Origin of the sequence: Neptunomonas concharum, from assembly GCF_008630635.1 — a bacterium.
GTDB lineage: Bacteria > Pseudomonadota > Gammaproteobacteria > Pseudomonadales > Balneatricaceae > Neptunomonas > Neptunomonas concharum.
Genome location: NZ_CP043869.1, coordinates 3,326,118 through 3,350,024 on the forward strand (window position 1 = coordinate 3,326,118; position 23,907 = coordinate 3,350,024).

General features: G+C 48.0%; 21 protein-coding genes and 4 tRNA genes. 5 read left to right on the plus strand and 20 right to left on the minus strand.

The window, feature by feature from the left end; translation table 11 throughout:
- Nucleotides 1–10: 10 nt before the first annotated feature.
- The 10 genes from tuf to F0U83_RS15885 all read right to left on the minus strand — a co-directional run bounded on the left by tuf (nucleotide 11) and on the right by F0U83_RS15885 (nucleotide 5,281).
- Nucleotides 11–1,234 carry an elongation factor Tu gene (gene tuf / locus F0U83_RS15840; protein WP_138988116.1) on the minus strand — a complete coding sequence of 408 codons (1,224 nt, stop codon included), beginning with the start codon at nucleotides 1,232–1,234 and terminating at the stop codon, nucleotides 11–13.
- Between the two features lie 90 nt (nucleotides 1,235–1,324).
- Nucleotides 1,325–1,399, minus strand: a tRNA-Thr gene (locus F0U83_RS15845).
- A gap of 15 nt (nucleotides 1,400–1,414) precedes the next feature.
- Nucleotides 1,415–1,489, minus strand: a tRNA-Gly gene (locus tag F0U83_RS15850).
- A 17-nt stretch (nucleotides 1,490–1,506) separates the two neighbouring features.
- A tRNA-Tyr gene (locus F0U83_RS15855) sits at nucleotides 1,507–1,590 on the minus strand.
- Nucleotides 1,591–1,606: 16 nt separating this feature from the next.
- Nucleotides 1,607–1,682, minus strand: a tRNA-Thr gene (locus tag F0U83_RS15860).
- Between the two features lie 20 nt (nucleotides 1,683–1,702).
- Nucleotides 1,703–2,194 (minus strand): hypothetical protein, encoded by a 492-nt coding sequence (locus tag F0U83_RS15865; protein ID WP_138988115.1) that lies wholly within the window; start codon nucleotides 2,192–2,194, stop codon nucleotides 1,703–1,705.
- Nucleotides 2,191–2,913 (minus strand): type III pantothenate kinase, encoded by a 723-nt coding sequence (locus F0U83_RS15870; RefSeq protein ID WP_138988114.1) that lies wholly within the window; start codon nucleotides 2,911–2,913, stop codon nucleotides 2,191–2,193. Before F0U83_RS15870 ends, F0U83_RS15865 begins: the two co-directional genes overlap by 4 nt.
- On the minus strand, nucleotides 2,903–3,883 hold the full coding sequence (gene birA, locus F0U83_RS15875) for a bifunctional biotin--[acetyl-CoA-carboxylase] ligase/biotin operon repressor BirA (protein ID WP_138988113.1): 981 nt from the start codon (nucleotides 3,881–3,883) through the stop codon (nucleotides 2,903–2,905). The genes F0U83_RS15870 and birA overlap by 11 nt, the downstream gene beginning before the upstream one ends.
- Nucleotides 3,880–4,389 carry a dihydrofolate reductase gene (locus tag F0U83_RS15880; protein WP_138988112.1) on the minus strand — a complete coding sequence of 170 codons (510 nt, stop codon included), beginning with the start codon at nucleotides 4,387–4,389 and terminating at the stop codon, nucleotides 3,880–3,882. The genes birA and F0U83_RS15880 overlap by 4 nt, the downstream gene beginning before the upstream one ends.
- Before the next feature lie 40 nt (nucleotides 4,390–4,429).
- Nucleotides 4,430–5,281, minus strand: coding sequence for a thymidylate synthase (locus F0U83_RS15885; RefSeq protein ID WP_138988111.1), 852 nt, complete (start codon nucleotides 5,279–5,281; stop codon nucleotides 4,430–4,432).
- Nucleotides 5,282–5,456: 175 nt separating this feature from the next.
- Between F0U83_RS15885 and F0U83_RS15890 the strand changes: the two genes are divergently transcribed.
- Complete coding sequence (locus F0U83_RS15890; protein WP_138988110.1) at nucleotides 5,457–7,418, plus strand: methyl-accepting chemotaxis protein; 1,962 nt, start codon at nucleotides 5,457–5,459, stop codon at nucleotides 7,416–7,418.
- A gap of 39 nt (nucleotides 7,419–7,457) precedes the next feature.
- Here the strand turns inward: F0U83_RS15890 and lgt are convergent, their stop codons facing one another.
- The gene (gene lgt / locus F0U83_RS15895; protein WP_138988109.1) at nucleotides 7,458–8,252 is read right to left on the minus strand and encodes a prolipoprotein diacylglyceryl transferase; all 795 of its coding nucleotides are present in this window, start codon (nucleotides 8,250–8,252) and stop codon (nucleotides 7,458–7,460) included.
- 8 nt (nucleotides 8,253–8,260) lie between these two features.
- Nucleotides 8,261–9,061: a sulfite exporter TauE/SafE family protein gene (locus F0U83_RS15900; RefSeq protein ID WP_138988108.1), complete on the minus strand. Its 801-nt coding sequence runs from the start codon at nucleotides 9,059–9,061 to the stop codon at nucleotides 8,261–8,263.
- Between the two features lie 82 nt (nucleotides 9,062–9,143).
- Between F0U83_RS15900 and F0U83_RS15905 the strand changes: the two genes are divergently transcribed.
- Nucleotides 9,144–9,920 (plus strand): NRDE family protein, encoded by a 777-nt coding sequence (locus F0U83_RS15905; protein ID WP_170221858.1) that lies wholly within the window; start codon nucleotides 9,144–9,146, stop codon nucleotides 9,918–9,920.
- 19 nt (nucleotides 9,921–9,939) lie between these two features.
- Here F0U83_RS15905 and ptsP read toward each other — a convergent pair whose 3' ends face one another.
- Complete coding sequence (gene ptsP / locus F0U83_RS15910; RefSeq protein WP_138988106.1) at nucleotides 9,940–12,216, minus strand: phosphoenolpyruvate--protein phosphotransferase; 2,277 nt, start codon at nucleotides 12,214–12,216, stop codon at nucleotides 9,940–9,942.
- 26 nt (nucleotides 12,217–12,242) lie between these two features.
- Nucleotides 12,243–12,731 (minus strand): RNA pyrophosphohydrolase, encoded by a 489-nt coding sequence (locus F0U83_RS15915; RefSeq protein ID WP_138988105.1) that lies wholly within the window; start codon nucleotides 12,729–12,731, stop codon nucleotides 12,243–12,245.
- A 159-nt stretch (nucleotides 12,732–12,890) separates the two neighbouring features.
- On the opposite strand from F0U83_RS15915, the gene F0U83_RS15920 reads away from it, so the two are divergent.
- The gene (locus F0U83_RS15920; RefSeq protein ID WP_138988104.1) at nucleotides 12,891–13,544 is read left to right on the plus strand and encodes a histidinol-phosphatase; all 654 of its coding nucleotides are present in this window, start codon (nucleotides 12,891–12,893) and stop codon (nucleotides 13,542–13,544) included.
- A gap of 32 nt (nucleotides 13,545–13,576) precedes the next feature.
- Here F0U83_RS15920 and F0U83_RS15925 read toward each other — a convergent pair whose 3' ends face one another.
- Nucleotides 13,577–13,981, minus strand: a complete 405-nt coding sequence (locus F0U83_RS15925) for a CBS domain-containing protein (RefSeq protein ID WP_138988103.1) — start codon at nucleotides 13,979–13,981, stop codon at nucleotides 13,577–13,579.
- Between the two features lie 138 nt (nucleotides 13,982–14,119).
- Between F0U83_RS15925 and F0U83_RS15930 the strand changes: the two genes are divergently transcribed.
- Both F0U83_RS15930 and F0U83_RS15935 read left to right on the plus strand, forming a co-directional pair.
- On the plus strand, nucleotides 14,120–15,733 hold the full coding sequence (locus F0U83_RS15930) for an ATP-binding protein (protein ID WP_138988102.1): 1,614 nt from the start codon (nucleotides 14,120–14,122) through the stop codon (nucleotides 15,731–15,733).
- Nucleotides 15,730–16,425, plus strand: coding sequence for a response regulator (locus F0U83_RS15935; protein ID WP_138988101.1), 696 nt, complete (start codon nucleotides 15,730–15,732; stop codon nucleotides 16,423–16,425). The genes F0U83_RS15930 and F0U83_RS15935 overlap by 4 nt, the downstream gene beginning before the upstream one ends.
- Nucleotides 16,426–16,498: 73 nt before the next feature.
- On the opposite strand, the gene F0U83_RS15940 is transcribed toward F0U83_RS15935, so the two are convergent.
- The 5 genes from F0U83_RS15940 to F0U83_RS15960 form a co-directional block, all read right to left on the minus strand.
- Nucleotides 16,499–18,034, minus strand: a complete 1,536-nt coding sequence (locus F0U83_RS15940; protein WP_138988100.1) for a tripartite tricarboxylate transporter permease — start codon at nucleotides 18,032–18,034, stop codon at nucleotides 16,499–16,501.
- Nucleotides 18,034–18,504 (minus strand): tripartite tricarboxylate transporter TctB family protein, encoded by a 471-nt coding sequence (locus tag F0U83_RS15945; protein ID WP_138988099.1) that lies wholly within the window; start codon nucleotides 18,502–18,504, stop codon nucleotides 18,034–18,036. The genes F0U83_RS15940 and F0U83_RS15945 overlap by 1 nt, the downstream gene beginning before the upstream one ends.
- A gap of 36 nt (nucleotides 18,505–18,540) precedes the next feature.
- A complete protein-coding gene (locus F0U83_RS15950) occupies nucleotides 18,541–19,536 on the minus strand; it encodes a tripartite tricarboxylate transporter substrate binding protein (RefSeq protein WP_211343686.1) in 996 nt (331 codons plus the stop codon).
- Between the two features lie 126 nt (nucleotides 19,537–19,662).
- Nucleotides 19,663–22,149, minus strand: a complete 2,487-nt coding sequence (locus F0U83_RS15955) for an EAL domain-containing protein (protein WP_138988098.1) — start codon at nucleotides 22,147–22,149, stop codon at nucleotides 19,663–19,665.
- The gene (locus F0U83_RS15960) at nucleotides 22,101–23,708 is read right to left on the minus strand and encodes a FecR domain-containing protein (protein ID WP_138988097.1); all 1,608 of its coding nucleotides are present in this window, start codon (nucleotides 23,706–23,708) and stop codon (nucleotides 22,101–22,103) included. The genes F0U83_RS15955 and F0U83_RS15960 overlap by 49 nt, the downstream gene beginning before the upstream one ends.
- Nucleotides 23,709–23,907: the final 199 nt, after the last annotated feature.

Below are 23,907 nucleotides of genomic sequence, written 5' to 3' on the forward strand. Positions count from 1 at the left end.
TTTACAAGTATTAAGCGATTACTTTAGATACAACGCCTGCACCTACTGTACGACCGCCTTCACGGATCGCAAAACGCAGACCTTCATCCATCGCGATTGGTGCAATCAGGCTAACAACCATTTTAACGTTGTCACCTGGCATTACCATTTCTACGCCTTCTGGCAGTTCACAGTTACCTGTTACGTCCGTTGTACGGAAGTAGAACTGTGGACGATAGCCTTTGAAGAATGGCGTATGACGACCACCTTCATCTTTGCTCAGTACGTATACTTCACATTCGAAGTTAGTGTGCGGGTTGATCGTACCTGGCTTAGCCAATACTTGACCACGCTCTACGTCATCACGCTTAGTACCACGCAACAAGGCACCAATGTTCTCACCTGCACGACCTTCGTCAAGCAGCTTACGGAACATCTCTACACCTGTACATGTCGTTGTTTGTGTTTCGCGGATACCAACGATTTCGATTGGCTCACCCACTTTCACAATACCACGCTCAACACGGCCTGTTACTACCGTACCACGACCAGAGATTGAGAATACGTCCTCGATAGGCATCAGGAATGGCTGATCGATCGCACGAACTGGCTCAGGGATGTAAGAGTCTAGTGCTTCTACCAGATTCTTAACCGCTGTTGTGCCCAGCTCGTTGTCGTCTTCGCCGTTCAATGCCATCAATGCAGAACCGCAGATGATTGGCGTGTCATCGCCTGGGAAGTCGTAAGTATCCAGCAGCTCACGAATTTCCATCTCTACCAATTCACGCATTTCAGCGTACTCTTCAGAGTCAACACCGCCACAGTCTTCTGCAAGCAGGTCGGCTTTGTTCAGGAATACTACGATGTAAGGTACACCAACCTGACGAGATAGCAGGATGTGCTCACGCGTCTGTGGCATTGGGCCATCAGTTGCGCCACATACTAGAATTGCGCCGTCCATCTGAGCCGCACCGGTGATCATGTTTTTTACATAATCGGCGTGACCTGGGCAGTCTACGTGCGCATAGTGACGGATGCTTGATTCGTACTCTACGTGCGACGTAGAGATTGTGATACCACGCTCACGCTCTTCTGGTGCTTTATCGATACCGTCAAACGCTACCGCTTCACCACCGAATACTTCTGCACATACGCGCGTCAGAGCTGCTGTCAAAGTTGTTTTACCGTGGTCAACGTGGCCGATAGTACCTACGTTAACGTGCGGCAGATTACGTTCAAATGTTGATTTTGCCATCGTTAATATTCCCAAACATACCAGTTAAGATCTATAGACCACCAATACAACAAAGGGCAGACATATTTCTACATCTACCCTTTTAAATTCTGGAGCTCAAGAGCGGAATTGAACCGCCGACCTCACCCTTACCAAGGGTGTGCTCTACCCCTGAGCTACTTGAGCAAATATAGCAAGCTCTGGAGCGGGTAGCGGGAATCGAACCCGCCTCTTCAGCTTGGAAGGCTGAGGTAATAGCCACTATACCATACCCGCCGAACCGAGCTTTGTTATGGTGGTGGGGGGTGGATTCGAACCACCGAAGCTTTCGCGTCAGATTTACAGTCTGATCCCTTTGGCCACTCGGGAACCCCACCAGCATTTTTTACTTCGTGGTGCCGGCACCAAGAGTCGAACTCGGGACCTACTGATTACAAGTCAGTTGCTCTACCAGCTGAGCTATACCGGCTTAACGAAGTGGCGCATATGTTACTGATCACGTTTTTGTGATGCAACCCCTTTGCACACTTTTTTTTCTATTTTTATACTTCTATAAGCTTCTAGCAGCACATCATTGATTTTATTGATCAAATTCTCATCACTTATCAACTTCAAGCGCACCCGATATTGGCCAGTTTCCTGCCGCTCTGGCAGTTCTGCCCGAGCATCTTGAGCATCATCCAACAGAATGAGCGGCTCCAGCCCCTGCTCAGTCATAAAGGCAGCAATTTGATCAGCATCGGCTTGCGTACCTATACCTCGATATTCGTAGCACAAACCATCCTTATCTAATTCCTTAAAAACCAAAGGCTCAGACCGTTTTGTCAGCGCCTGATCAGGCACTTCAGTAACAAAGCGCAACTCCATCGCCCGCTCTAATGCCAAAGATTCCTCTTCTTGTTGTGGCTTTTCGAGCATCACGAAGCCAAAGAATGTCAGAGCGTTCGCCAATACGAGAAATGCCAGAATCCACTTTTTCACGATAAACACACTTTTGGTAATGCTTCCAAAACCAAATCCGGCAGATACTGCCCTGCACCAGCCATTTTATGAAATAAGGCGCCGTCTCCTCCAGTGATGAATAGTTGCGCACCCTCAGCATCAGCCTTTTGCCGAATAGATAGCGCCAATCCATTGAGTGTAAAAGCAGCGCCATGCATGACTGCTTCAGCAGTATTTGTGCCCGGCACATATAAGAGATTACTGACAGATTCATCAAACCTCACCTGAGCCGTATTACGAAGTAGGCTTTCCTGCATGAGACGCAGACCCGGAATGATATAGCCACCATCGTGCTGCCCATCCTTGCTAACAAAGTCGATTGTGATCGCACTACCACAATCAACAACGATCACCTGACACTCCGCCCGATCATAGGCCGCTACCATAGCCAACCAACGATCCACCCCCATTTTTGAGGGATCCGCATAGCTGTTTTTGACACGCCCACACAAAGACTGCGTCCGTGCAAACAGGGGTGTTAAGGACCACAAACGTTCACACACATCAACCAAGGCTCTCTCGAACTCAACGCCTGCCACCGACCCAGCAAGCACCTGCTGTATGGCATACTCTGCCAGCGTATCAAATGATCCCGGCTCAAATAGAGGGGTTCGAACAGCGCCCGACTGCACAGCCGTGTTATTACATACTAGCCGCCACTTGATAAAAGTATTACCAGCATCGATTTCAAGAATCACGCAGCGCCCTCATACTGACTTCGCCTGCATGGAAGTGCTCCACGCCTCCTTGGTGATGAATAATCAGCGCTCCATGTCCGTCAACACCCAAGCAACGACCAACAATTTCTTTATTCCCTAAAATCAACCTCACCGGTTCATTTTGAAAAGCATGTACCGCTTGCCACTCTTCTCTATACCCGGAAAAACCTATTGAGCCGAACCGCTCTAATTCAGGAATTAGGTGATTTAAAATAGCGGCCATTAACTGATTCCGTGACATGGGCATACTGGTTAAACGGCTTAGATCGACCCATGGTTGATCTATTTTGGCTTCTTCACCTTCAGGCATCGCCACATTAACACCAACACCAATAACAACTTGACACTCACCTGCTGCATCACCCTGCATCTCCAATAGAATACCAGCAAGTTTATGAGAGCCCACCAACAGATCATTGGGCCATTTGAGGCTTACCCCTTGAATACCCAACGATTGCAAGGCTTTATGTATCGCTAAACCTACAACCAAACTTAACCCCTCTAACGCAGCAACACCCTCGCTAAAACCCCACACAAGGGAAAAGTAAAGATTACAGCCAAAGGGGCTCACCCATGTCCGCCCTCTGCGCCCTTTACCAGCTGTCTGATATTCAGCCAGATATAAATGCCCAGCCGCCGATCCTTGCTGAACGTCACGCATCGCCATGAGATTTGTAGAGTCGACTACTCTTTCAAGCAAAATACGCTTTAGCCGCGCCCCCACCTGCTGATGGCAAGCTTGCGAAATACTTTGCTCACACAGCAAATCCAGCCCCCTAGGCAATCGATAACCCCGCCCACGGACGCTATATATTTCAACGCCTAAAGATTCAAGCATCTTCATCTGTTTCCAGATAGCACTACGGCTCACACCAAGCCGCTCACCCAGCTCCTGACCGGAATGAAAACATCCATCTGCAAGTACTGACAGTAAACGCTCATCTATCATGCAGTGACTCTCTGATACACGACAAAACTATAATCATAGGGGTTAGGCCCTTCTGCAGAGAAGTCTTCGCGACCAATCTCTTCCCAGTCAGACTGCTTAAACTCAGGAAAATAGGCATCACCTTCAACTTCAGCATGAACTTGCGTGACATACAGCCTCTTAGTCAATGGCAAAGCTTGTGAGTAGATTTGCTCTCCTCCAATAATCATTGCCTCGTCACAACCATCAATCATCGCCTGACTTTCAGCAAGATCGATCGCTTCATCCAAGGAGTGCACGACCTTAACACCCTCTTGCTGATAATCCAGATCTCTTGTGACTACTATATTGAGGCGCCCAGGAAGCGGCTTACCGATGGAGTCAAACGTCTTACGCCCCATGATAATGGGCTTCCCCATCGTAGCCTGCTTGAAATACTTAAGATCCCCCGGCAGATACCATGGCAGCTTATTATCACGTCCTATAACACGATTCTGAGCCTGGGCAACGATCATAGCGACTCTCATTCAATTTACACCTTTTGGAAATTAGTTACGCGACAACTTCTTACACTGAAAAAGGATACTGTATCGCAGGATGGCATTCATACCCGGTTACTTCGAAATCTTCCAGCGTCACCCAAGTTTCGAGATCTTCGAGGGATTTAATATCAGGGTTAATATGCAACTGTGGCAAATTGAACGGCTCTCGCTTGAGCTGCACATCGCGCATCAACGCGATCTGATCTTCATAGATATGAGCATTCACAATTTTATGAAACGCCTGCCCCGGTTTATGGCCTGTAATCTGCGCAATGATTTTTAGAAATGCGAATACCTGAACCTGATTAAACACCAATCCTAATGGCACATCACATGAGCGCTGATAAGAAGTTAAGTATAAGGTATCCCCGAGCAGAGAAAATGTATGCGTATGCATACACGGACGCAAGCACCCCATATGAAATTCGCCGGGGTTATAGAAACTCAAAATTTCTCCGCGATCGTCTATACCACGGGATAGGTTATCAACCAATTTACGCAACTGATCGATCACTTCCCCATCCAGCTTTTGCCAATTTCGCCCCTGCACTCCGTAAACACGCCCCATGTCATCCGGCCCTTTACGAAAGGGGTTCTTCAACCAAGCGGCATTTTCATTCGCATTAGCATCCCAAGTTTTTGTGCCCAACGCTCGAAAATCGGCAGCGCTATCATATCCACGAATATAACCCAGCAACTCTGCAATAGCAGCCTTCCAAAAAGACTTTCGAGTCGTTAGCAGAGGGAAGCAATTATTCTCTACATCATAAGTTAGGTCTGCGTTAATAACGGTCAAACAACGCTTACCTGTTCGCTCATTTTCAACCCACCGGCCTTCATTAATAATGCGCTGGCAAAGATCTAAATACGCTTTCATCGTGAAGCACCTTCAGTGAGATATAAGTTACTAAACATCTGTCGTCTTATAATATCTTTATTTAAGAACAAAAGAAAAAACGTACGAATCAGGCCTAAAGTATACATCCTAGAAACACCCTTCTTCTGGTTATGTGCTATACCAAAGAGAGAAGAACATCACCAGAGGTCTCCATGTGAAAAAATTAGACAGCATATCAATAGCAAAAAAGCTTGCTATCGCTCCTACTGTATTAATCCTTATTCTGCTTACAACAGTTGCTATAGGAACCAACCTGCTTTTTAAGCTTTCAGAAGAGATGAGGGTTGTTTCATTCGACTTAGCGCCTGATCTAGAGCTTGCCGCCATCGTAACCGACAAAGTGTACGGATTACGACTGAATGTAAAAAACTACATCAAAACGGGTGATGAGGAGCACGTTAGCAAATTCCAAGATATCAGCAAAGAATGGGAAGAAACCCAAGCGCGTGCGTTTGCCGACATCCTTAATCCTGAGCGCGTGAACATGCTGGAAAAACTCAAATCCATGAAACAGGATTACCAAAATACGTTTCTGGAAACCGTTGTAGCCAATATGCGTAAGCGTAATGCTTTAGTTCACGACGTACTTGATGCCAACGGCCCCAAGATTGAGAAAAACCTGACAAAAGTCATGGATAGCGCCAAGCAGGATGGTGATGTTATTGCCGCTTATCATGCTGGTCGGGCAATTCGCGCCCTTCTTTTAGCACGGCTGTATACCGCCAAGTTCCTTGTTGAGAACAAGCCTGCGCAAGTCGAGCGCTTTAACGATGAACTAAGTGCAGTCCATAAAGAGATCGATAGTTTATTGAGCACCCTGGAAAACCCAACCCGACGCACCCTGACATTAGAATCACAAGATCTTATCAATAAATATGCAACCGCTGCCAATGCCGTCAGTAAAGTCATTTTCGAGAGAAATAAAGGCATTGAAAAGCTCGACACCATTGGCCCACAAACCGTTACTCTGGTTGCCAAACTACGCCACTCAATCGCAGAATCCATGCAAGCAGCAGCCGAATCCGCAGAGAACACCACGCATACGGCAACCACAACGCTCTGGCTGGTTACTATCATTGGCATCTTAGTCGGTATCGTGGTTTCTTTCGTCATAGCGAGAGCCATTATCAGTAAGATCAATAACACTAACTCAGTGCTGGGAGATATTGCACAAGGCGAAGGAGATTTAACCATTCGCATCCCAGTTTCCGGCTCTGACGAGTTAGCTAAGCTTGCACAGAATTACAATACCTTCGCTGAGAAGTTGCAACGCACCATTACTCAGCTAGCATCATCGGTTGATACACTAAAAAGCTCCGCCGACAATATGACCACACTGGCTAATGGGACTCAAAAAGAGATCTATGAGCAGCAAACACAAGCTCAAATGGCAGCCTCTGCAACCAATGAAATGGCAGCCAGTGCGCAGGAGGTAAGTCACAGCGCAGCGATGGCATCGGAGCTTTCTCAATCGACTGCTGCTGCCGCAAACCAAGGCAAAAGCGTCGTTGTCGAAGCAGCACACGCTATGCGACAGTTATCTCAGCAAGTGGCAGAATCCAGCAGCACCGTTGATAGCCTCCGTTCAGATAGTGAAGAGATCGGCTCCGTTCTAGATGTTATCCGCAGTATCGCTGAGCAAACCAACTTACTAGCTCTCAACGCCGCCATTGAAGCGGCCCGAGCAGGCGAGCAGGGCCGGGGGTTTGCCGTTGTTGCGGACGAAGTTCGCTCTTTAGCATCGCGAACACAGGTATCAACAGAAGAGATCCAAACCATCATCGTCAATCTGCAGCAGCGCTCAGAAAGCGCTAGTAAGGCAATGGCACAAAGCAGATTGAATGCTGAAAGCACCGAAGAGCGAGTCAGAGCCGCAGAGGAATCTCTAACCTCTATCGCCTCTTATGTCGCACAAATTAACGACTCTATTGGACAGATCTCAGCCGCAGCTACCGAACAAGCAGCAGCTACAGACGAGGTAAGCCAGAATGTAAACACCATGTCCGACATCTCAGAGCAAACACTGAATCAGTCTATCGAAACAACAGCTTCGGCGGAGCAGTTAAAAGGGCTCGGAAATGAAATAGGCAACCTAGTAAAACAGTTTAAGTTCTGATTGCAAAAGCTCACTCTCTGGGCTGTGATTGCACGTATATCACAGCTCAGATTTTCCTCTCTTTTGGTATGCCCAATAAAATAACAAAAGACCTATCACTATCATCGGTAGTGATAACAACTGCCCTTTCGTTAGCCAACCAAAGGCAATGTAGCCAATATGAGCATCTGGCTCACGGAAAAATTCAACTGCCGAACGAAAGACACCATACAAAATCAGAAACATGGCGGATACGGCCATTCTCGGGCGAGGTTTAGCGGAGAACCACCAAAGTACAGCAAACATCACCAAACCTTCTAACAGAGCTTCATAAAGTTGCGAAGGATGGCGCCCAATACCATCACCAGCACGCGGAAACACAACCGCCCAAGGTACGTCTGCCGCTCGCCCCCATAACTCACCGCCGATAAAGTTACCAACGCGACCAACCCCCAAGCCTATAGGTACCAGTGGCGCAACAAAATCTCCCATCTGAAAAAAGCTTTTATCGTAGCGCCGCCCAAATACCCAAAGCACAACGAGTACACCTATCAAGCCGCCATGAAAGGACATCCCTCCTTCCCAGACAGCAAATAACCACAGTGGGTCAGTTAAAAACTGATCAAAATTATAAAAAAGGACATAGCCCATGCGCCCACCGAGAACAACCCCCATCGCCCCCCAAAAAATAAGGTCAGAAACTTGTTCGGTCGTCCAACCAGAGTTGGGTTGCTTCGCTCGATAACTGCCCAAACCAAACGCCGTAGCAAAGGCAATAAGGTACATCAAGCCATACCAGTGTATTTGCATAAACCCTAAATCGAGGGCAATAGGATCGATATTATGAACCCACATACTGTTCCCTAAAACATGTTAGATAATAGAAAGCGCAGTGCCACTAAAAATAAAAAAACCGCAAAAATCTTCTTCAATAGATCAGCGGGCAGGCTGTGAGCCAATTTCGCACCGACCTTCGCAAAAATCGAGCTACTGGCAATAATGCCCAGAAAGGCTGGCAGGTAGATATATCCTAAGCTCCACTGTGCTAGCCCTTCTTCTCCCCAGCCCGTATAAATATTAGTGAGTGCGCCCATGGCAGCAATGGGTAGACCACAAGCAGCCGAGGTAGCCACAGCTTGCTGCATAGGAACTTGCTTCCAAGTGAGGTAGGGCACTGTTAGCGTTCCCCCTCCAATGCCAAACAGGGCTGACGCCCAACCAATCACACCACCAGCTCCAGCCAAACCATTATTAGAGGGGACTTCAGCACCGGCTTTAGGCTTAAGCCCAAAAGCCATTTGGAAAGCAACCGCCAAGGCGAAGAGACCAATCGCAATTTGCAGGTGCCTGCCCTCCATTTTATCTGCCGTCAGCACGCCAACAAACGCACCGATTAGAATCCCCACCATCAGCGGTTTGAATATCTCCCAACGAACAGCACCTCGCTTATGGTGCGCACGAATCGAGCTGATAGAGGTTACAACGATCGTCGCCAACGACGTAGCTACTGCTGCATGGGTGAGCACGTCTGGAGACATACCTTGCAAGCCAAAACTAAACACCAACACAGGAACGATCAAAAGACCACCACCGATACCAAATAAGCCAGCAACGACACCAGCAGCAGCACCGAGTACTAAATAAAGCAAGAGTGTAAGTAACATCCGTCAAAATCCATTATGATCGTATAAAAGGCTAGTGTATCGGAATAGTCTTTCATTAAACATACAAGAGAGAGCTCCTACCGTGTGCTTAATTGTTTTTGCTTACCAATGCCATCCGGACTACCCGTTATTACTTGTCGCCAACCGCGATGAGTTCTTTGCGCGCCCGACCTTGGCAATGGATATATGGCCTGACCATCCCACGGTTCTTGCTGGCCGAGACCTTGAGCAGATGGGAACTTGGCTAGGGGTGAGTAAAGAAGGGAAGTTTTCGGCCGTTACCAACTACCGAAATGGAAAAGATAAAAACACGACTCTCCTATCACGCGGCAACCTGACAAGGGAATTCTTAACCGGCCCAGACAGCGCTTCTGATTTTTTAAATCACCTATCTCACACTAAGCAAAACTATGGCGGCTTTAATCTACTCTTGGGTGATAAGACGGGACTTTACTATACGTCTAATCGCGGCGCAGAAAGCACCCAATTAACACCCGGCATTTACGGGCTGAGTAACGCTTTCCTTGATACACCTTGGCCAAAACTCCTGAAAGCCAAAGAGAATCTACGAGCAGCACTCAATACGGAAATATCACTAGGGAATCTTGCCAATATTTTGAACGACCAAAAAGTAGCTGCCGATGAACAACTGCCAGATACCGGTATCAGTCAAGCATGGGAAAGATTATTGTCCTCCTGCTTCATTCATTCTGCAGAGTATGGAACCCGAGCGACCACCGTATTGAGACAGCGTAAAGATGGGCTAACGGAGCTAATCGAAACCAGCTATGGAGCAGAAGGGTTTCTCGAACAGCGGCGCTACAGTGAGCAAATACCGCTTATCGGAAACAAAGAATAAAAAGCTATTTGCACAACGATTAGTCTGGAAGCACTGGCCGAGCTAGCTGGCTTAAGCCTAATGTTTGAATGGTATCGGACATCAGCGCTTGTATTTTATCCGCATCATCCATGCGGCTGACTTGTGCTAGCAAAGCCTCCGCTTGGGCCATGGTCACGCCCCGAATCGCTGATTTTATACCAGGAAGATTGGTAGCGTTCATTGATAACACATCATAACCCATTGCCATCAGCAGTAGTGCACCGCCCGGCTCAGCCGCCATTTCCCCGCAAATAGAGACTTGCACACCCTCTTTGTGGGCTTCTCTTGATATATATTCCAAGGCTTTTAACACAGCAGGATGATAAGCCATATAAAGTCCGGCCACTCGTGGATTATTGCGATCCACCGCCAACAGATATTGCGTTAAATCGTTAGACCCCACAGAAATAAAATCAACTCGCTGAGCAAACAGCCTTGCTTGATAAACGGCTGCGGGCACCTCAATCATTACACCCACTAAAGGGCGCTCTACCACATAACCCTCGTCCTGCAATTCGGCCAAAGCTCGATCCAGCAGACGTTTCGCTTCATCGACTTCATGAACACTGGTGACCATAGGCAACATAATCCGCAAATTACCTAAGCCCTCGTTCGCCCGAAGCATGGCGCGAATCTGAACAAGAAAAATTTCAGGATGATCTAATGTGACGCGAATACCCCTCCAGCCCAAGAACGGGTTCTCTTCCTGAATAGGAAAATAAGGCAGCGCTTTATCCCCGCCAATATCCAATGTCCTCATGGTCACGGGCAAAGGCGCAAACGCTTCCAGCTGTTTACGATAGATCTGCGTTTGCTCATGCTCACTCGGGAAAAAATCACGCACCATAAAAGGAATCTCTGTGCGATACAGGCCGATGCCTTCAGCTCCCTTTTCCAAAGACCTGGCCACATCGGCGATCAGCCCGGTATTTACCCAAAGCGGCATCCGCACGCCGTCCTGAGTAATCGCAGGCAGTTCCTTTAAAGTGGCAAGCTCTGCCGCCACTTCTGCCTGCTCCCGCAAAATCTCACGATATGCCTCTAACAATTCATCCGACGGATCAACGTAGAGCCGGCCGGAGTAGCCATCCAAAATAATATGTCGGCCATCGAGACGGCGGTAAGGTAAGTCGACTATCCCCATAACTGTGGGTATGCCCATAGAACGAGCTATAATCGCCGCATGAGAGTTACCAGAACCATGTACCGAAACAAGGCCTGCTAGCTTCTCAGTAGAGACCTCGCCCAGTAAGGCGGGCGAAAGCTCATCGGCTACCAATATTGCATTTTCGGGAAGCTCGATAGCTTGTCGTTCGCTTTCTTCTTGAAGATAACTGAGTACCCGTCGCCCCAGATCACGGATATCCGTTGCCCGCTCTCGAAGATAAGGATCATCCATCATGGCGAACTGACCAGCATTCGTCATAATAACGCGGCTCAGTGCGCCCGGTGCCCAACTACCCGCTCGAATCTGCTCAACGATTTCCCCGGATAAAGCGTTGTCATCCAACATACGCAGATAAACATCAAATAAAGCTTGCTCATCATGACGCAAACGGCGCGCCAGTTTTGCGCTCACCTTACGAATATCTTTGCGAACCTTGTCCAGCGCTTGCTGAAAACGCTTTATTTCCAGCTCAATATCTTCTGCTTCTTTCTCTGGAACCGCCTCGATATTAGCCAAAGGGGCGACAACCACGACGGTGCCAATAGCAACGCCAGGTGCGCCTGGCACGCCTTCGAACCGATACTCAATCCCTTTTTCTTGTGTCTTTGACACTTTTGAAACTGAACCTGTTGCCTCTGCTAGCGCAATGACACCCGCCAACTGAGCCGACACTGTCACTAGAAAAGCTTCTTCGCTTTCATCATAGCGGCGACACTCTTTCTGCTGCACCACCAACACGCCCAGCACTTGCCGTTGATGGATAATAGGTACACCAAGAAACGCATGGAAGCGTTCCTCTCCTGTTTCTTGGAGATAACAAAAGGCGGGGTGGGTTTCGGCATCTTCTAGGTTAATAGGCTCTGCGCGTCGCGCGACCATCCCAACGATCCCTTCAGAAGAGGACAGCGATACCTTGCCTATAGATTTCCGATTCAGGCCCTGCGATGCCCTCAACACAAACCGCTGAGAGGAAGGATCGAAGAGAAACACCGAGCAAACTTCGGTTTTCATGTCTCGCTGAATTCTGCGCACGATGAGATCCAGTGCAGAATTAACATCCGCTGCTGTACTCACTTCCTGAACAATTTTACGCAGCAACTCAAGCATGAGCACAGCTCCTTTAGATTACAAGATTACCGTCTATCGATCACACGCGATAACCTAGGTGACAACTCCTTCATAGCCTTACGGTACACTTCACGCTTAAATGAAACAACCTGCCCTAGTGGATACCAATAACTCACCCATTGCCACCCATCAAACTCTGGCGACTCACTGTGGTCGATGGTCACTGCTGAGTCATGACTTAACATTCTCAACAGATACCACTTCTGTTTCTGTCCCACACAGACCGGGTGGGAGTGTCTGCGGATCATGCGCTTGGGTAGTCGATAACGAAGCCAGCCACGGGTAACCGCAACAACTTCAACATCGCTCGCATTGAGGCCGATTTCCTCTTTCAGCTCGCGGTACATCGCTTGTTCTGGTGTCTCATCCGGATTGATTCCCCCTTGAGGAAACTGCCAAGCATCTTGTCCTATACGCCGCGCCCAAAGCACCTGACCCAGAGAGTTTGCCAGAATGATACCGACATTCGGTCTGAACCCATCTGAATCAATCACGTTTTAAAATCCTAAACTTAATTACCCCTATTGTTCCACACTTCCCGCCATCCGCAAATAGCCTGCCAACTCTCTCGTTACCAGACAATTTTCTTTTAGATATTTGAAAGCACTAACAGATACCTCTATGCTTGCGCCGCTATAGGAAGGAGATAAGTGATGCGATTGGCAATTTTTGACTTGGATAACACCTTACTAGCCGGTGACAGCGACCATGCTTGGGGTGAGTTCTTATGCGAACAAGGTATCGTTGATGCGGCGGAATACAGCCGAGCTAATGACTATTTCTATGAGGAATACAAAAAGGGAACACTCGATATTCATGAGTTTCTCAGCTTTGCTTTGCGTCCTCTGACTATGCTTCCAAATGACGAGCTGCATCGCTTACACACGCAATTTATGGCGGACAAAGTAGAACCGATGATACTAAGCAAATCATTGAGCTTGTTGCAAAAACACAAAGCTCAAGGCGACTTCCTGCTTATCATTACCGCTACGAATAGTTTTGTCACCTCCCCTATTGCCAAACGACTGGGTGTGGACGCCATATTGGCAACAGACCCAGAACAGCACGACGGCATCTACACCGGCAAAGTAGCTGGTACCCCCTGCTTTCAAGAAGGCAAAGTTATTCGTCTAAAACGCTGGCTGGAAGAGACCGGCTACTCATTAGAGGACAGCCACTTTTACAGTGACTCACGCAATGATTTACCTCTGCTTGAGATCGTTGATCATCCAGTCGTTGTCGATGCGGATGAAACACTGCTGCAAATCGCCCAAGAACGCCACTGGCCAAGCATCAGTTTGCGCTAGCCCACAAAGACGTCTGTCGAGCATCCCACCATTCAGGATGCTCGGCAAGATTGCAAAGACTCATTCAGTGACTTCATAACATCACCCCGGGTAATTAGCCCAACCAAAACCTCTTCATCTACAACAGGGAAAATTTTCGGCTGACCGCGCCCAAGAATTTGGGACAGCTCCAGAATCGACAACTGGGGAGAAACAAACAACGGATCTGCCCGCATAATATCCCGAACATGAATATGGGTGTCGCAGTGATAGCTATCGGTTATCAGCGCTTTTATACAATCTTGCTCCGATAAAAACCCTGTTAAGGCCGAGTTCTCATCCACTACAGGCAAACCTAAATACCCGCTTTGTAAAATAGCATCAACGGCATCGGCCAAACCGGTATCCAGCTGTAATACGGGGGGATGTTGCCTCATCAAATCTTTTACTTTAAGCATGGCTTTCTCCTTTCTCCGATATCTATTTATGACCAGTATCCGCCGAAAAAACTCCCGTGCCTAATGAGATATAACTATCTTATCCATAGTTCCGTCATATCAGGTATTATGAGCAGGACTCGATACTGAGTAAACGGCATGAATAATAAGAAAAAAAATAGACTATCATTTAAGCTTTCATTACAGACGCGCGTGGTATTAGCCCTCTCTGCGCTCGTGCTTATCCAGACTGCATTGCTGGGGGGATATGCATTATCCCACTTAGCTAGCACCGTTGAAGAACAGATTGGCCTAAGAGCGCTCCAGATGGCAAATGCCGTTGCACAGATGCCTGCTGTTATTTATGGGGTCAAATCCCGCGATTCAGAGTCTCTACAAACACTGGTTGAAACAATACGCAAGACAGGAGATGCCCGATTTATCGTAATAGGCGATACACAGGGCATTCGGTTCACACATCCCATCCCAGAGCGGATAGGCAAACCCCGAGTAGGTGACGACAATGAACCGGCTCTTAAAGAGGGGAAGTCCTATATCTCCAAAGCAACCGGATCACTCGGCCCCTCCATCCGTGGTAAAGCTCCCGTTATCGACCGTTATGGCCAAATCATTGGTGTCGTATCGGTGGGTTATATGGTGGACAAAGTGGATTACATCATTGACAACTATCAGCGCAACATACTATTTACGATGCTCATTGCGCTGGCAGCGTCGACCTACTTTGCAATTTTGATCTCTAAATATATTAAGAAGCTGATTTTTGGTCTGGAACCGGAAGAGATTGCGCGTTTATTTAATGAGCGAAATGCCACGCTGGAGTCGATTAGGGAAGGGGTCATCTCTGTTAATGCCGACGGCATCATTACGACATTCAACCGTGCTGCTATCGAAACACTTGGCTTAGAGCCTAATCAAATTCTCAACGGCAAGCCTCTTCGGGAGGTCTTACCTAACACCAACCTTCTAGAGATTCTCGAAAGTGGTAAGCCCCAATTTGACCACGAGAGTTATGCGAATCAGAAAAGCATCATAGTGAACCGTATTCCGATTATCGACGAAGGCAAAGTGACCGGCGTTGTATCCAGCTTTAGACGCAAAGATGAGATGGAAGAAGTCAGCAGACAGCTAACCCGAATCCAACACTACGCTGAAACGCTGCGCAGCCAAGCTCATGAGTACTCCAATAAATTACATACCATCGCAGGACTCATAGAGATAGGTGCCACAGAACAAGCTTTGGAAATAATTGGACAAGAGACGCAAGATCACCAAGCGTTACTGCATTTCTTGGTCGATGCAGTAAAAGACCCTGTCCTGTCCGGCTGCTTATTAGGCAAATTTAACCGAGCCCACGAAATGGGGCTAAAATTAACCATTGATCAGGAGAGCCGTATCGACGTACTGCCTCCACATATTGCGGCAGAACAACTGGTGACGGTTCTAGGTAATATCTTAGACAACGCTTTTGAGGCCACACTTAAACACCACGGTAAAGAGATACAGCTATCCATGACTGATCTTGGTAACGATCTTATCTTCGAAGTCGAAGACCAAGGCGCTGGTATCCCACCTGCTGAGGTTAACCAAATTTTTGAAAAAGGCGTAAGCAGCAAGTCAGAAACAGGACATGGTTGGGGCTTATATCTAGCACGACAAATCATCAACCAACTGCATGGGCAGATAGAAGTTGAGTGCCCCAGTAAAGGAGGCTCACGCATCACTGTTTATCTACCTAAGAGGCAACACTCATGAAAACCATTAACGTGGTGATTATTGAAGACGATCCACGAATCGCTGAAATCCAGCATCGTTTTGTTGAGCGAATAGAAAACTTTCAGGTGGTAGGCATTGCACACTCCACCCGCGACGCTCAAGATCTTACCGAGCTCTTACAGCCCGATTTGTTACTCTTAGATATCCATTTTCCGGAAGGGAACGGCCTAGACTTTCTCCGTCAGATCCGCGCCGAGCATAACAAGGCGGATGTCATACTGATCACCGCGGCCAAAGAGGTTAGCACCCTCACCGAAGCGATGCATTGCGGCGTTTTTGACTACATTCTTAAGCCATTAATCTTTGAAAGACTCCAGCAAACACTGCTGACTTACTACAACCACCGCCTTAAACTTGAAGAGCTGCAAACGCTAAATCAACAGGATGTGGATCATTTAATTCCCAAAGGCGGCCAAGCTTCCCTTGAGCCGGCACCAACCCGCCTACCTAAGGGTATAGACGGGCTTACGCTGAGCAAAGTTCGAGAGCACTTTCTGCAAAACCCAAGCGAGCATATCAATGCGGAAGAGATGGGAGATGCCATTGGTACGAGCCGCACCACAGCCCGGCGCTATCTGGAGTATTTAGTCACAGAGGGTGAGATCAGCGCTGACGTTAGCTACGGCGGAGTCGGCCGTCCCGAACGTCGCTACCAAGCCAAATATAAATAAAAAAAAGAGAGCCGAAGCTCTCTAAAAATCCCAATCCACTCAAGCAGGCTGGGGTGCACGTTAATCGGTTCTGTTACTCTCCATCCACCGCTTGTTGAGCTTTCGCAAACCCAATACGGTTACGTATCATTTGTAGTAACGGTTGTCCAAACAGTGCAAGGAAAGCCAAAGCGAGAATACAAGCTGTCAATGGGCGTTCCCACATAAAGCTCAAACTACCATCATTGATGACCAATGCTCTGCGCAAATTATCTTCCAGCATCCCACCTAAAATATATCCAAGTAGCATCGGAGCCATCGGGAAATTAAGTAGTTTCAAGCCCAACGCGATCACACAGATGATCACCATCATCTGAATGTCGAAGGTATTGAAAGACACTAAATAAACACCGGTGAGCGAGAAGAATAATATCATCGGTATTAAAATAGGCCGTGGCACCACCAGTAAACGCGAGATATAGGGGATCAGAGGCAGGTTAAGTATTAAGAGCACTAAATTACCGAAATACATGGAGATAATCACCGACCAAAATACGTCAGGGTTATCTACAAATAATCGAGGCCCCGGCTGAATACCATAGGCAATTAAAGCGCCCAACATAATGGCGGTCGTACCCGAACCTGGAATACCCAAAGTTAACAAAGGTACAAAGGAGCCAGTAGATGCTGCATTATTTGCCGTTTCCGGTGCGGCCAGACCTCGTAATGCACCTTTTCCGAACATCAGCTTCTGTTTTAGAGGGGCCAGATTACGCTCAACACCGTATGCTAAGAACGCTGCAATGGTCGCTCCAGCACCGGGAAGAACACCAACGATAAAGCCTAATACTGAGGATCGAGCCACCGCAGGTGCCACTTCTTTCACCTCCTCCTTGGTCAGCTTCATACTGCCCAACTGGCTCATATCCGTCTCAGTACTCTCGTTGGCTGTTTTTTTGTCCATGACAGACATCACGACTTCTGCCAAAGCAAAAGTAGCCATAGCCAATAGCAGAAAGCTAATACCATCAATCAGATCGATCATGCCAAACGTAAAACGTTCTACTCCAGCAGAGCGATCCGTACCAACGGTTGCAATCATTAAACCACAGACCGTCATCATCAAGGCTTTGAGTACTTGCCCCTTACCCGAGAAGGCCGCCACGGCCGTGAGACCTAAGACCATTAAGGCGAAGTAATCCGTTGACTGAAAACTCAGCGATACTTTGGCCAACATAGGTGCAGCAACCAAAAGAAAAATGGCACCAATCGTACCGCCGGTAAATGACGAGTAAGCAGCCAATGCCAATGCTTTACCCGCATGACCTTGTTGCGCAAGCGGGTAACCATCAAAAGCCGTAACAACCGTGCTAGAGCAACCCGGCGCATTGATAAGAATAGAGGATGTAGATCCACCAAAAACGGCACCGTAATAAACACCAGCCATCAAGATAATGCCGGAAGAAGGATCAAGCCCATAGGTCACAGGTATCATCAGCGCCACCGCTGAAACAGGGCCTAGACCTGGCAACATGCCGATAAACGTACCGGCAAAACATCCGACAAAAACCATCAAGAGGTTGAAAGGCATTACGGCGGTTAGCAAACCTGTCAAAATACCATCAAACATTAGATACCCCCCAGCCACTGCATAAGCTCACCTGGAGCAAGATAAATATCCAGCAATTGTGTCAGGATTAGCCAAAAGCCTCCCGCAAACGGGAACGACGCCCAAAAGAGCATCGATTTTCGCCGCTCACCCAAGACCCAATATCCCGCAATCAGAAACAAAGAGGTCGCAAGAAAAAAGCCCAGCCACTCTAATGTCAGCCCATATGCCACCATCAGTAACAGCAAGCCGGCGGCCAATTTGAGATTCAGAGAGGGCATATCATTCAGCGTCTCACCGTCACTGCTTAACAACACAATAAAAAGCGAAATAGCACCACCGAGCACCGCCAATACATAAGGTAGCGTGCGAGCCGTAAACGGCTCCAGCTCATCACCGGGGTACATCGGAATAGACGTCGCAGAGTATCCATAGGCGATCGATACTGCTAAAAATATCAGGCCACCAACACGATCTTTCGTTATTGTCATACACTGTCAGGGCGGCGTTAACCGCCCTGCCTCACCTTACTTCAGAAAACCCAGCTCTCGCATTAACGAGCCCACCTGCTCTTCCTGTTGCTCTAGGAAGCGGTAAAACTCTTCAGATGACTTGTAATCGTTTACCCAACCATTACGACTACGAACCGTTTCCCACTCCGGAGTGCTGTACATCTCACTCAGCACAGCATTCCACTGAGCCACTTTCTCTTTCGAGACGCCTGGAGCTGCAAAGAAGCCACGCCAGTTAGCAAACACCGTATCGTTGCCCATCTCTTTGAGGGTCTTAACACCGGGTGCCTCTTTAACAGGCTCAGGGGCGGTAATAGCCAAGATGCGTACCTGCCCTGCTTTTGCCATATCTAAGGCTTCACCCAAGCCTGTGGATAGAATTTTTGCTTCCCCTGACAAAAGACCAGCCATCGCCTTACCGCCCGCATCATAAGGGATATAAACCAGTGTTTTTGGGTCTAGACCTTCTGCTTTAATAGCTGCAGCTGGCACTAGGTGATCTAAGGAGCCACGCGATGATCCACCCGCAAATTTCAGCTTACGGGGGTTTTCACGAAAAAGCTCAACCGCTTGTTTCCAGTCAGATAAAGGGCTATCAGCGCGTACAACAAATGCACCATAGTCCGCGATAGTTGCAGCGACTGGTGTCAGATCCCGGAACGATTGAGGGAAGACTTTGGTTAGGGAACGTACAACGATTGGGGTGGAATTCACCATTAAGGTATCTTCCGCATTTTTAGCCGTTTCGATCAGATGAGCAATTGCTTTACCGCCACCACCGCCAGACATATTTTGGAAAGAGGCTGATCCTACTAGACCCGACTTTGTTAGTGCCTCGCCCGTGCCACGTGCGGTGCCATCCCACCCGCCGCCAGCACCGCCAGGAATTAGGAAGTGGATTGTATCCAGCTTGGCTGGTGCCGCTTGCACAGAGAAACTTCCCATCAAGCAACCGGCCATCGCAGCAGCTAAAAGAGTGCGTCGTTTCATTGAAAAAGAGGAGCGCTTCATTGTTTTCACCTCGGTGTTATCATTATTAATTAAAGGTTGATAACACCTTAGTGGCTCACGAAATCTTATTGAAGCTTAAGGAGATAATGGCTTTTTAGCGCATTAAAATAATAAAGTTCATATTGTTTATGACAACTCATCAGATACAGAGCTATCACTCAAAAAGCGATGGAACGCCTCTAAGGGCATAGGCTTTCCATATAGATATCCCTGCAACAGATGACAAGACTGCGCTTTCAGAAATGCTGCCTGAACATGAGTCTCCACGCCCTCTGCCACCACTTCTAAACCCAAGCGATGCGCCATGGCAATAATGCTTAGGGTAATATCCTCGCAGCTGGCTTGCAGGCCAATATCCTGTGTAAACGTACGATCTATTTTAAGTCTATCTACAGGAAACATTTTCAGATAGTTAAGGGATGAATACCCCGTTCCAAAATCATCAACCGCGATCTTTACCCCTAAGGCTTTTATTTGATTTAGCACCTGACACGTTACATCCAAATTGCTCATCAGAGCGGTTTCTGTCACCTCTAACTCTAAACACTCCGCAGGTAACTGAGTTTTAACTAATGCATGGGCAACTTTTTCAACAAAGGTTTCTGACAGTTGATAAGCCGACACATTCACCGCAACGCGTAACGGGTGCATATATCGACCACTCCAAGCCTTCGCTGCAATACAGGCCTGCTGTAATACCCACTCGCCGATTTCATCAATCAGCCCTAGCTTTTCTGCAAGGGGGATAAACTCATCGGGCGGCACCATACCTCGGGCCTTATGTCGCCACCGTAATAGCGCTTCTGCTCCTACGATCTGGCCACTCTCAACACCTATCTGAGGCTGGTAGTAGACGATAAACTCTTGTCTTTGAAGTGCTTTTCGCAGATCGTTTTCCAAGGCTGATTGCTGAACAAGATCTTGTTTCATTTTCTTGGAGAAAAACAGTAACCCTCGATTCTGATCTAGCCTCGCTCGATGCATCGCTGTGAATGCATTATTGATCAGTGACTCGCTACTAAGGCCATCTTCAGGAAATACACTAATGCCAATACTAGGTGGGAGGTAATAGTCTTGCCCTTCCCAATGAAAAGGTTTTTGCAACATTTGCAGCAAACGCCCACCAATATGTTTGATACGTAGCTCAGTTTGAGCCGAGTCAACAATCGTGAACTCGCCATTGACCTTAGCAAGGATAGTATTATGACCCAGCACTAAACGTATTCGATCTGCAGCCCGCGTGAGTAGCTCATCCACAACTTTAAAACCAAGCTGGTCATTAATGAGTCGGGTTTCGCCCACATTTATCACATAGACACCTACCAAATAGCCGGATGCCTTTGCCGCTTTTAACTGTTGTTGCAACTGTGCCTCTAACGCTTTGCGGTTAGGCAGCATTGAAACGGCATCGTACTCTGCCTGATGACTAAGATCTTGATTAAGCCGTCGAATCTCTTGCTTAACCTTAAGTTGCGCTCGCCAACTCCAGATAACATAAACTACGCCCACGGCCACCAGCCCAACAAAAGGCGGTAACCAATATTGGAAAAGCCGTAAAAGCACAAATGACAATAGTATTTGAGCGACTGTAAATACCACTAGCAATATCAGATGATGCGTTCGACCGAAAAGGTAAAGGAGCCCACAAAACAGCGCTGTTAATAATACACCGTAGCTAAACTGAGCCACATAGCTGGCGTGTGTAAAAAAACGCTGATTGAGCAGTGCGGTAAGAAGATGAGCGTTCATCTCAACCCCAGGCATCATCTGCCGCCCCCCCGAGACAGGAGTCGCTAGTTGATCACCTAACCCCTCAGCCGTTGCACCAATAAGCACTATTTTATGGCGGAGTTGGTCATCTGCCCGCCCTTGCAAGACATCAATATAAGAGACTTGCTGGGGCCGGCCATCTTTCAAGAATGGAATATATGTGAGCTTATCCCGTACCCAATAATCCCCTTGGATGTTCTGGAAGTTCGGTTCCAGCTGTTTATGGGTAGCGGTTGAGTAAAGTGCTAACGCAAACGCCTGCCAATGACTATTGCCTAAGCCTGCGTAGAGGTAAACCGAACGGCAAATACCATCAACGCTGAGCTCAAAATCCACATGACCCAATGCGTACGCTGACGCTGCTAATTTCGCTTCAGGCAGCAGCTCCGATGTGATGATCCCTTGCGCACTCACCTCAGGAGCCATCGCCAAGACCACTCGTCCAGAGGCTTTTATCGCATCGGCCAACGCGGTATCAGCCTCTAAGGTCTCGGTTTCCGGAAACAAGATATCAAAGCCCACCGCTTTCGGCGTCAGGGGATTAATTTTATGTAACAAGTTGGCATGGACATGGCGTGACCACGGCCAACGCCCAAGCGCTTTTAGACTTTTTTCATCAATCGCCACTATCACTACTTCATCACTTGGTTGCTGGCCCATCAAGCCATGAACCATATCGTAGTAGATCCAGTTGAAGCGCTGTAAATAGGTATTTTCAACCAAAAAAGCTGGTATAGACAAACACAGAACAAGCAACACCAGATTAAAAAGCGAGACTTGCCGGAAAGCGTTCATTAGAGCAACATCACACCTAATATGCCAAAGCCAATCATCTTCAGCCAATCATAATCCTGCGGCGGATAAAGACGCTGGAGCGCCCCCCAAGGGCCAGCGAAACCGTCAGGCTCTATAACCCGCACGCGCAAGTAATGAACCTGGTTGATCTCTTCATCCATATGCCAAGAATGAGACTGCAATATCTGATCACTCACCAGCTCAGCAAAGTCTTCATCCGTTGCCACTTGCAACTGAAAACGCTGATCTTTCTCGCCAGCACCCCAGGAGATCCGCTTACCCTCTTGCTCAACAGACGCCTCAGGGGCGTTTGGAATAGGAGATCGACGAAACTGTTGAGTAATACCAAAAGGACCCTGCTCTCCGGATGTAGATACGCTCGCTACTCGCCAGAAAAATGCCCCCTGTTCCGGAAGCTGGTTAGCCGTGTAATCCGTTGTTGAAAGCTGTTGAGTGATAAGTGGGCTTAAGAAGTCGTCTGATTGCGCTACCTGTAGTTTATATTCAGCCGCTTCGTCTGCGGCCGTCCACCGCAGCACGGGCACATCACCATAAAGCGTCTTGTGATTAGTCGGGGCCAGAGAAAAAGGCGGGCTAGGATGCAGATCCAGTGTCAACGGCCTAGTGCTAGAAAAACCTTCTATACCCAATGCATCAACACCTCGAACCCTTATAAAATATTCGCCATCGGGTACATCCGGCAATGCCGACTTTGCCTGTTCGGCATCACGAGCCCAAATAATCGTTTCAAAAGAAGAAGTTGTAGATAGCTCCAAACGATAATGACTGGCAGCCTCCACTGCTTGCCAGTGCAATAGGCGATGCGCTTCACGCACAGGCGATGGCGTCAAATCAAACTCTGGCGCAGGCAAGAGCTTTTTCGGTCGCACGGGGGCTTTATTGGGTTCTACCCGCGTGCCGTATCCCGCAGCTATTTTACGTTGCCCCCCAGTACCAGCCACAGCAACCGCGCCTTCAAGCACCTCGATACGGGAAATATTGTCGCTCTCTTTAAGTGTTGTCCGAAACGACGTTCCCCTCACAGCCGCTGTCGCTGACGGGGTTTGGATTTCGAAACGAGAGGCTTTTCCAACGGCAGGCTTTGCTCGGGTGTCAACACGACCACGTTCCAGTCTGAAACGCGTATCAACCATGCCTGACTCGCCATACTGACTTAAGTAATTGAAGCGCACATGACTATTTTCATGCAGTGTGATCTGAGTGCCATCTGCAAATCGAATCGATGCACTGCTACCGGCGGAAATCACAACCTCATCCCCCAGTCTGATTTGATCTCCAGCCCTCAGTGGTTTTTCAATTTCATCTTGATGAATATACGTAGCTGAACCAACTAACGCTACCACTTCCGCTTTAGATGTCTGCTCTTTTATCCAATCCAGGGGTACTCGAATGCGTGTACCAGGGAGTAAGCGCTTGGGGTCAGCAATATTGTTGATGCGCTGCAAGTCTTTCCAGCGATTAACATCTTTCAGATTGTCCTGACTAAAACCCCAGAGCGTGTCGTCTTTGTTAACAACAAAAATCCAATCAGACGCCTGAGAAACAGGGGCTAGAAGAAACGTGAGACAGAGCAGAAGGTAACGCATGACAAAATCCCTATTTAGTTACCGCGACCTGCTCTTGAGTTCAAAAGTTATTACCGGCCACGTACGTTCGGCTGCGCGTACATCCTCAAAGCGCAGCCGGCCTAATTAAAAATTAGCACAAGAATTGTTAAGCTGACAGTCATATAAGAAAATTATGTCTATTAATAACGACTCTTTTCAGGGGCGTAGGGTCGTTAAT

Bases quoted from the DNA above. Each gene is read 5' to 3' on its own strand.
- tuf (WP_138988116.1), bottom strand. From the start codon at position 1,234: ATGGCAAAATCAACATTTGAACGTAATCTGCCGCACGTTAACGTAGGT.
- birA (WP_138988113.1), bottom strand. From the start codon at position 3,883: ATGATAGATGAGCGTTTACTGTCAGTACTTGCAGATGGATGTTTTCAT.
- F0U83_RS15880 (WP_138988112.1), bottom strand. From the start codon at position 4,389: ATGAGAGTCGCTATGATCGTTGCCCAGGCTCAGAATCGTGTTATAGGA.
- F0U83_RS15885 (WP_138988111.1), bottom strand. From the start codon at position 5,281: ATGAAAGCGTATTTAGATCTTTGCCAGCGCATTATTAATGAAGGCCGG.
- lgt (WP_138988109.1), bottom strand. From the start codon at position 8,252: ATGTGGGTTCATAATATCGATCCTATTGCCCTCGATTTAGGGTTTATG.
- F0U83_RS15900 (WP_138988108.1), bottom strand. From the start codon at position 9,061: ATGTTACTTACACTCTTGCTTTATTTAGTACTCGGTGCTGCTGCTGGT.
- ptsP (WP_138988106.1), bottom strand. From the start codon at position 12,216: ATGCTTGAGTTGCTGCGTAAAATTGTTCAGGAAGTGAGTACAGCAGCG.
- F0U83_RS15920 (WP_138988104.1), top strand. From the start codon at position 12,891: ATGCGATTGGCAATTTTTGACTTGGATAACACCTTACTAGCCGGTGAC.
- F0U83_RS15925 (WP_138988103.1), bottom strand. From the start codon at position 13,981: ATGCTTAAAGTAAAAGATTTGATGAGGCAACATCCCCCCGTATTACAG.
- F0U83_RS15930 (WP_138988102.1), top strand. From the start codon at position 14,120: ATGAATAATAAGAAAAAAAATAGACTATCATTTAAGCTTTCATTACAG.
- F0U83_RS15935 (WP_138988101.1), top strand. From the start codon at position 15,730: ATGAAAACCATTAACGTGGTGATTATTGAAGACGATCCACGAATCGCT.
- F0U83_RS15940 (WP_138988100.1), bottom strand. From the start codon at position 18,034: ATGTTTGATGGTATTTTGACAGGTTTGCTAACCGCCGTAATGCCTTTC.
- F0U83_RS15945 (WP_138988099.1), bottom strand. From the start codon at position 18,504: ATGACAATAACGAAAGATCGTGTTGGTGGCCTGATATTTTTAGCAGTA.
- F0U83_RS15950 (WP_211343686.1), bottom strand. From the start codon at position 19,536: ATGAAGCGCTCCTCTTTTTCAATGAAACGACGCACTCTTTTAGCTGCT.
- F0U83_RS15960 (WP_138988097.1), bottom strand. From the start codon at position 23,708: ATGCGTTACCTTCTGCTCTGTCTCACGTTTCTTCTAGCCCCTGTTTCT.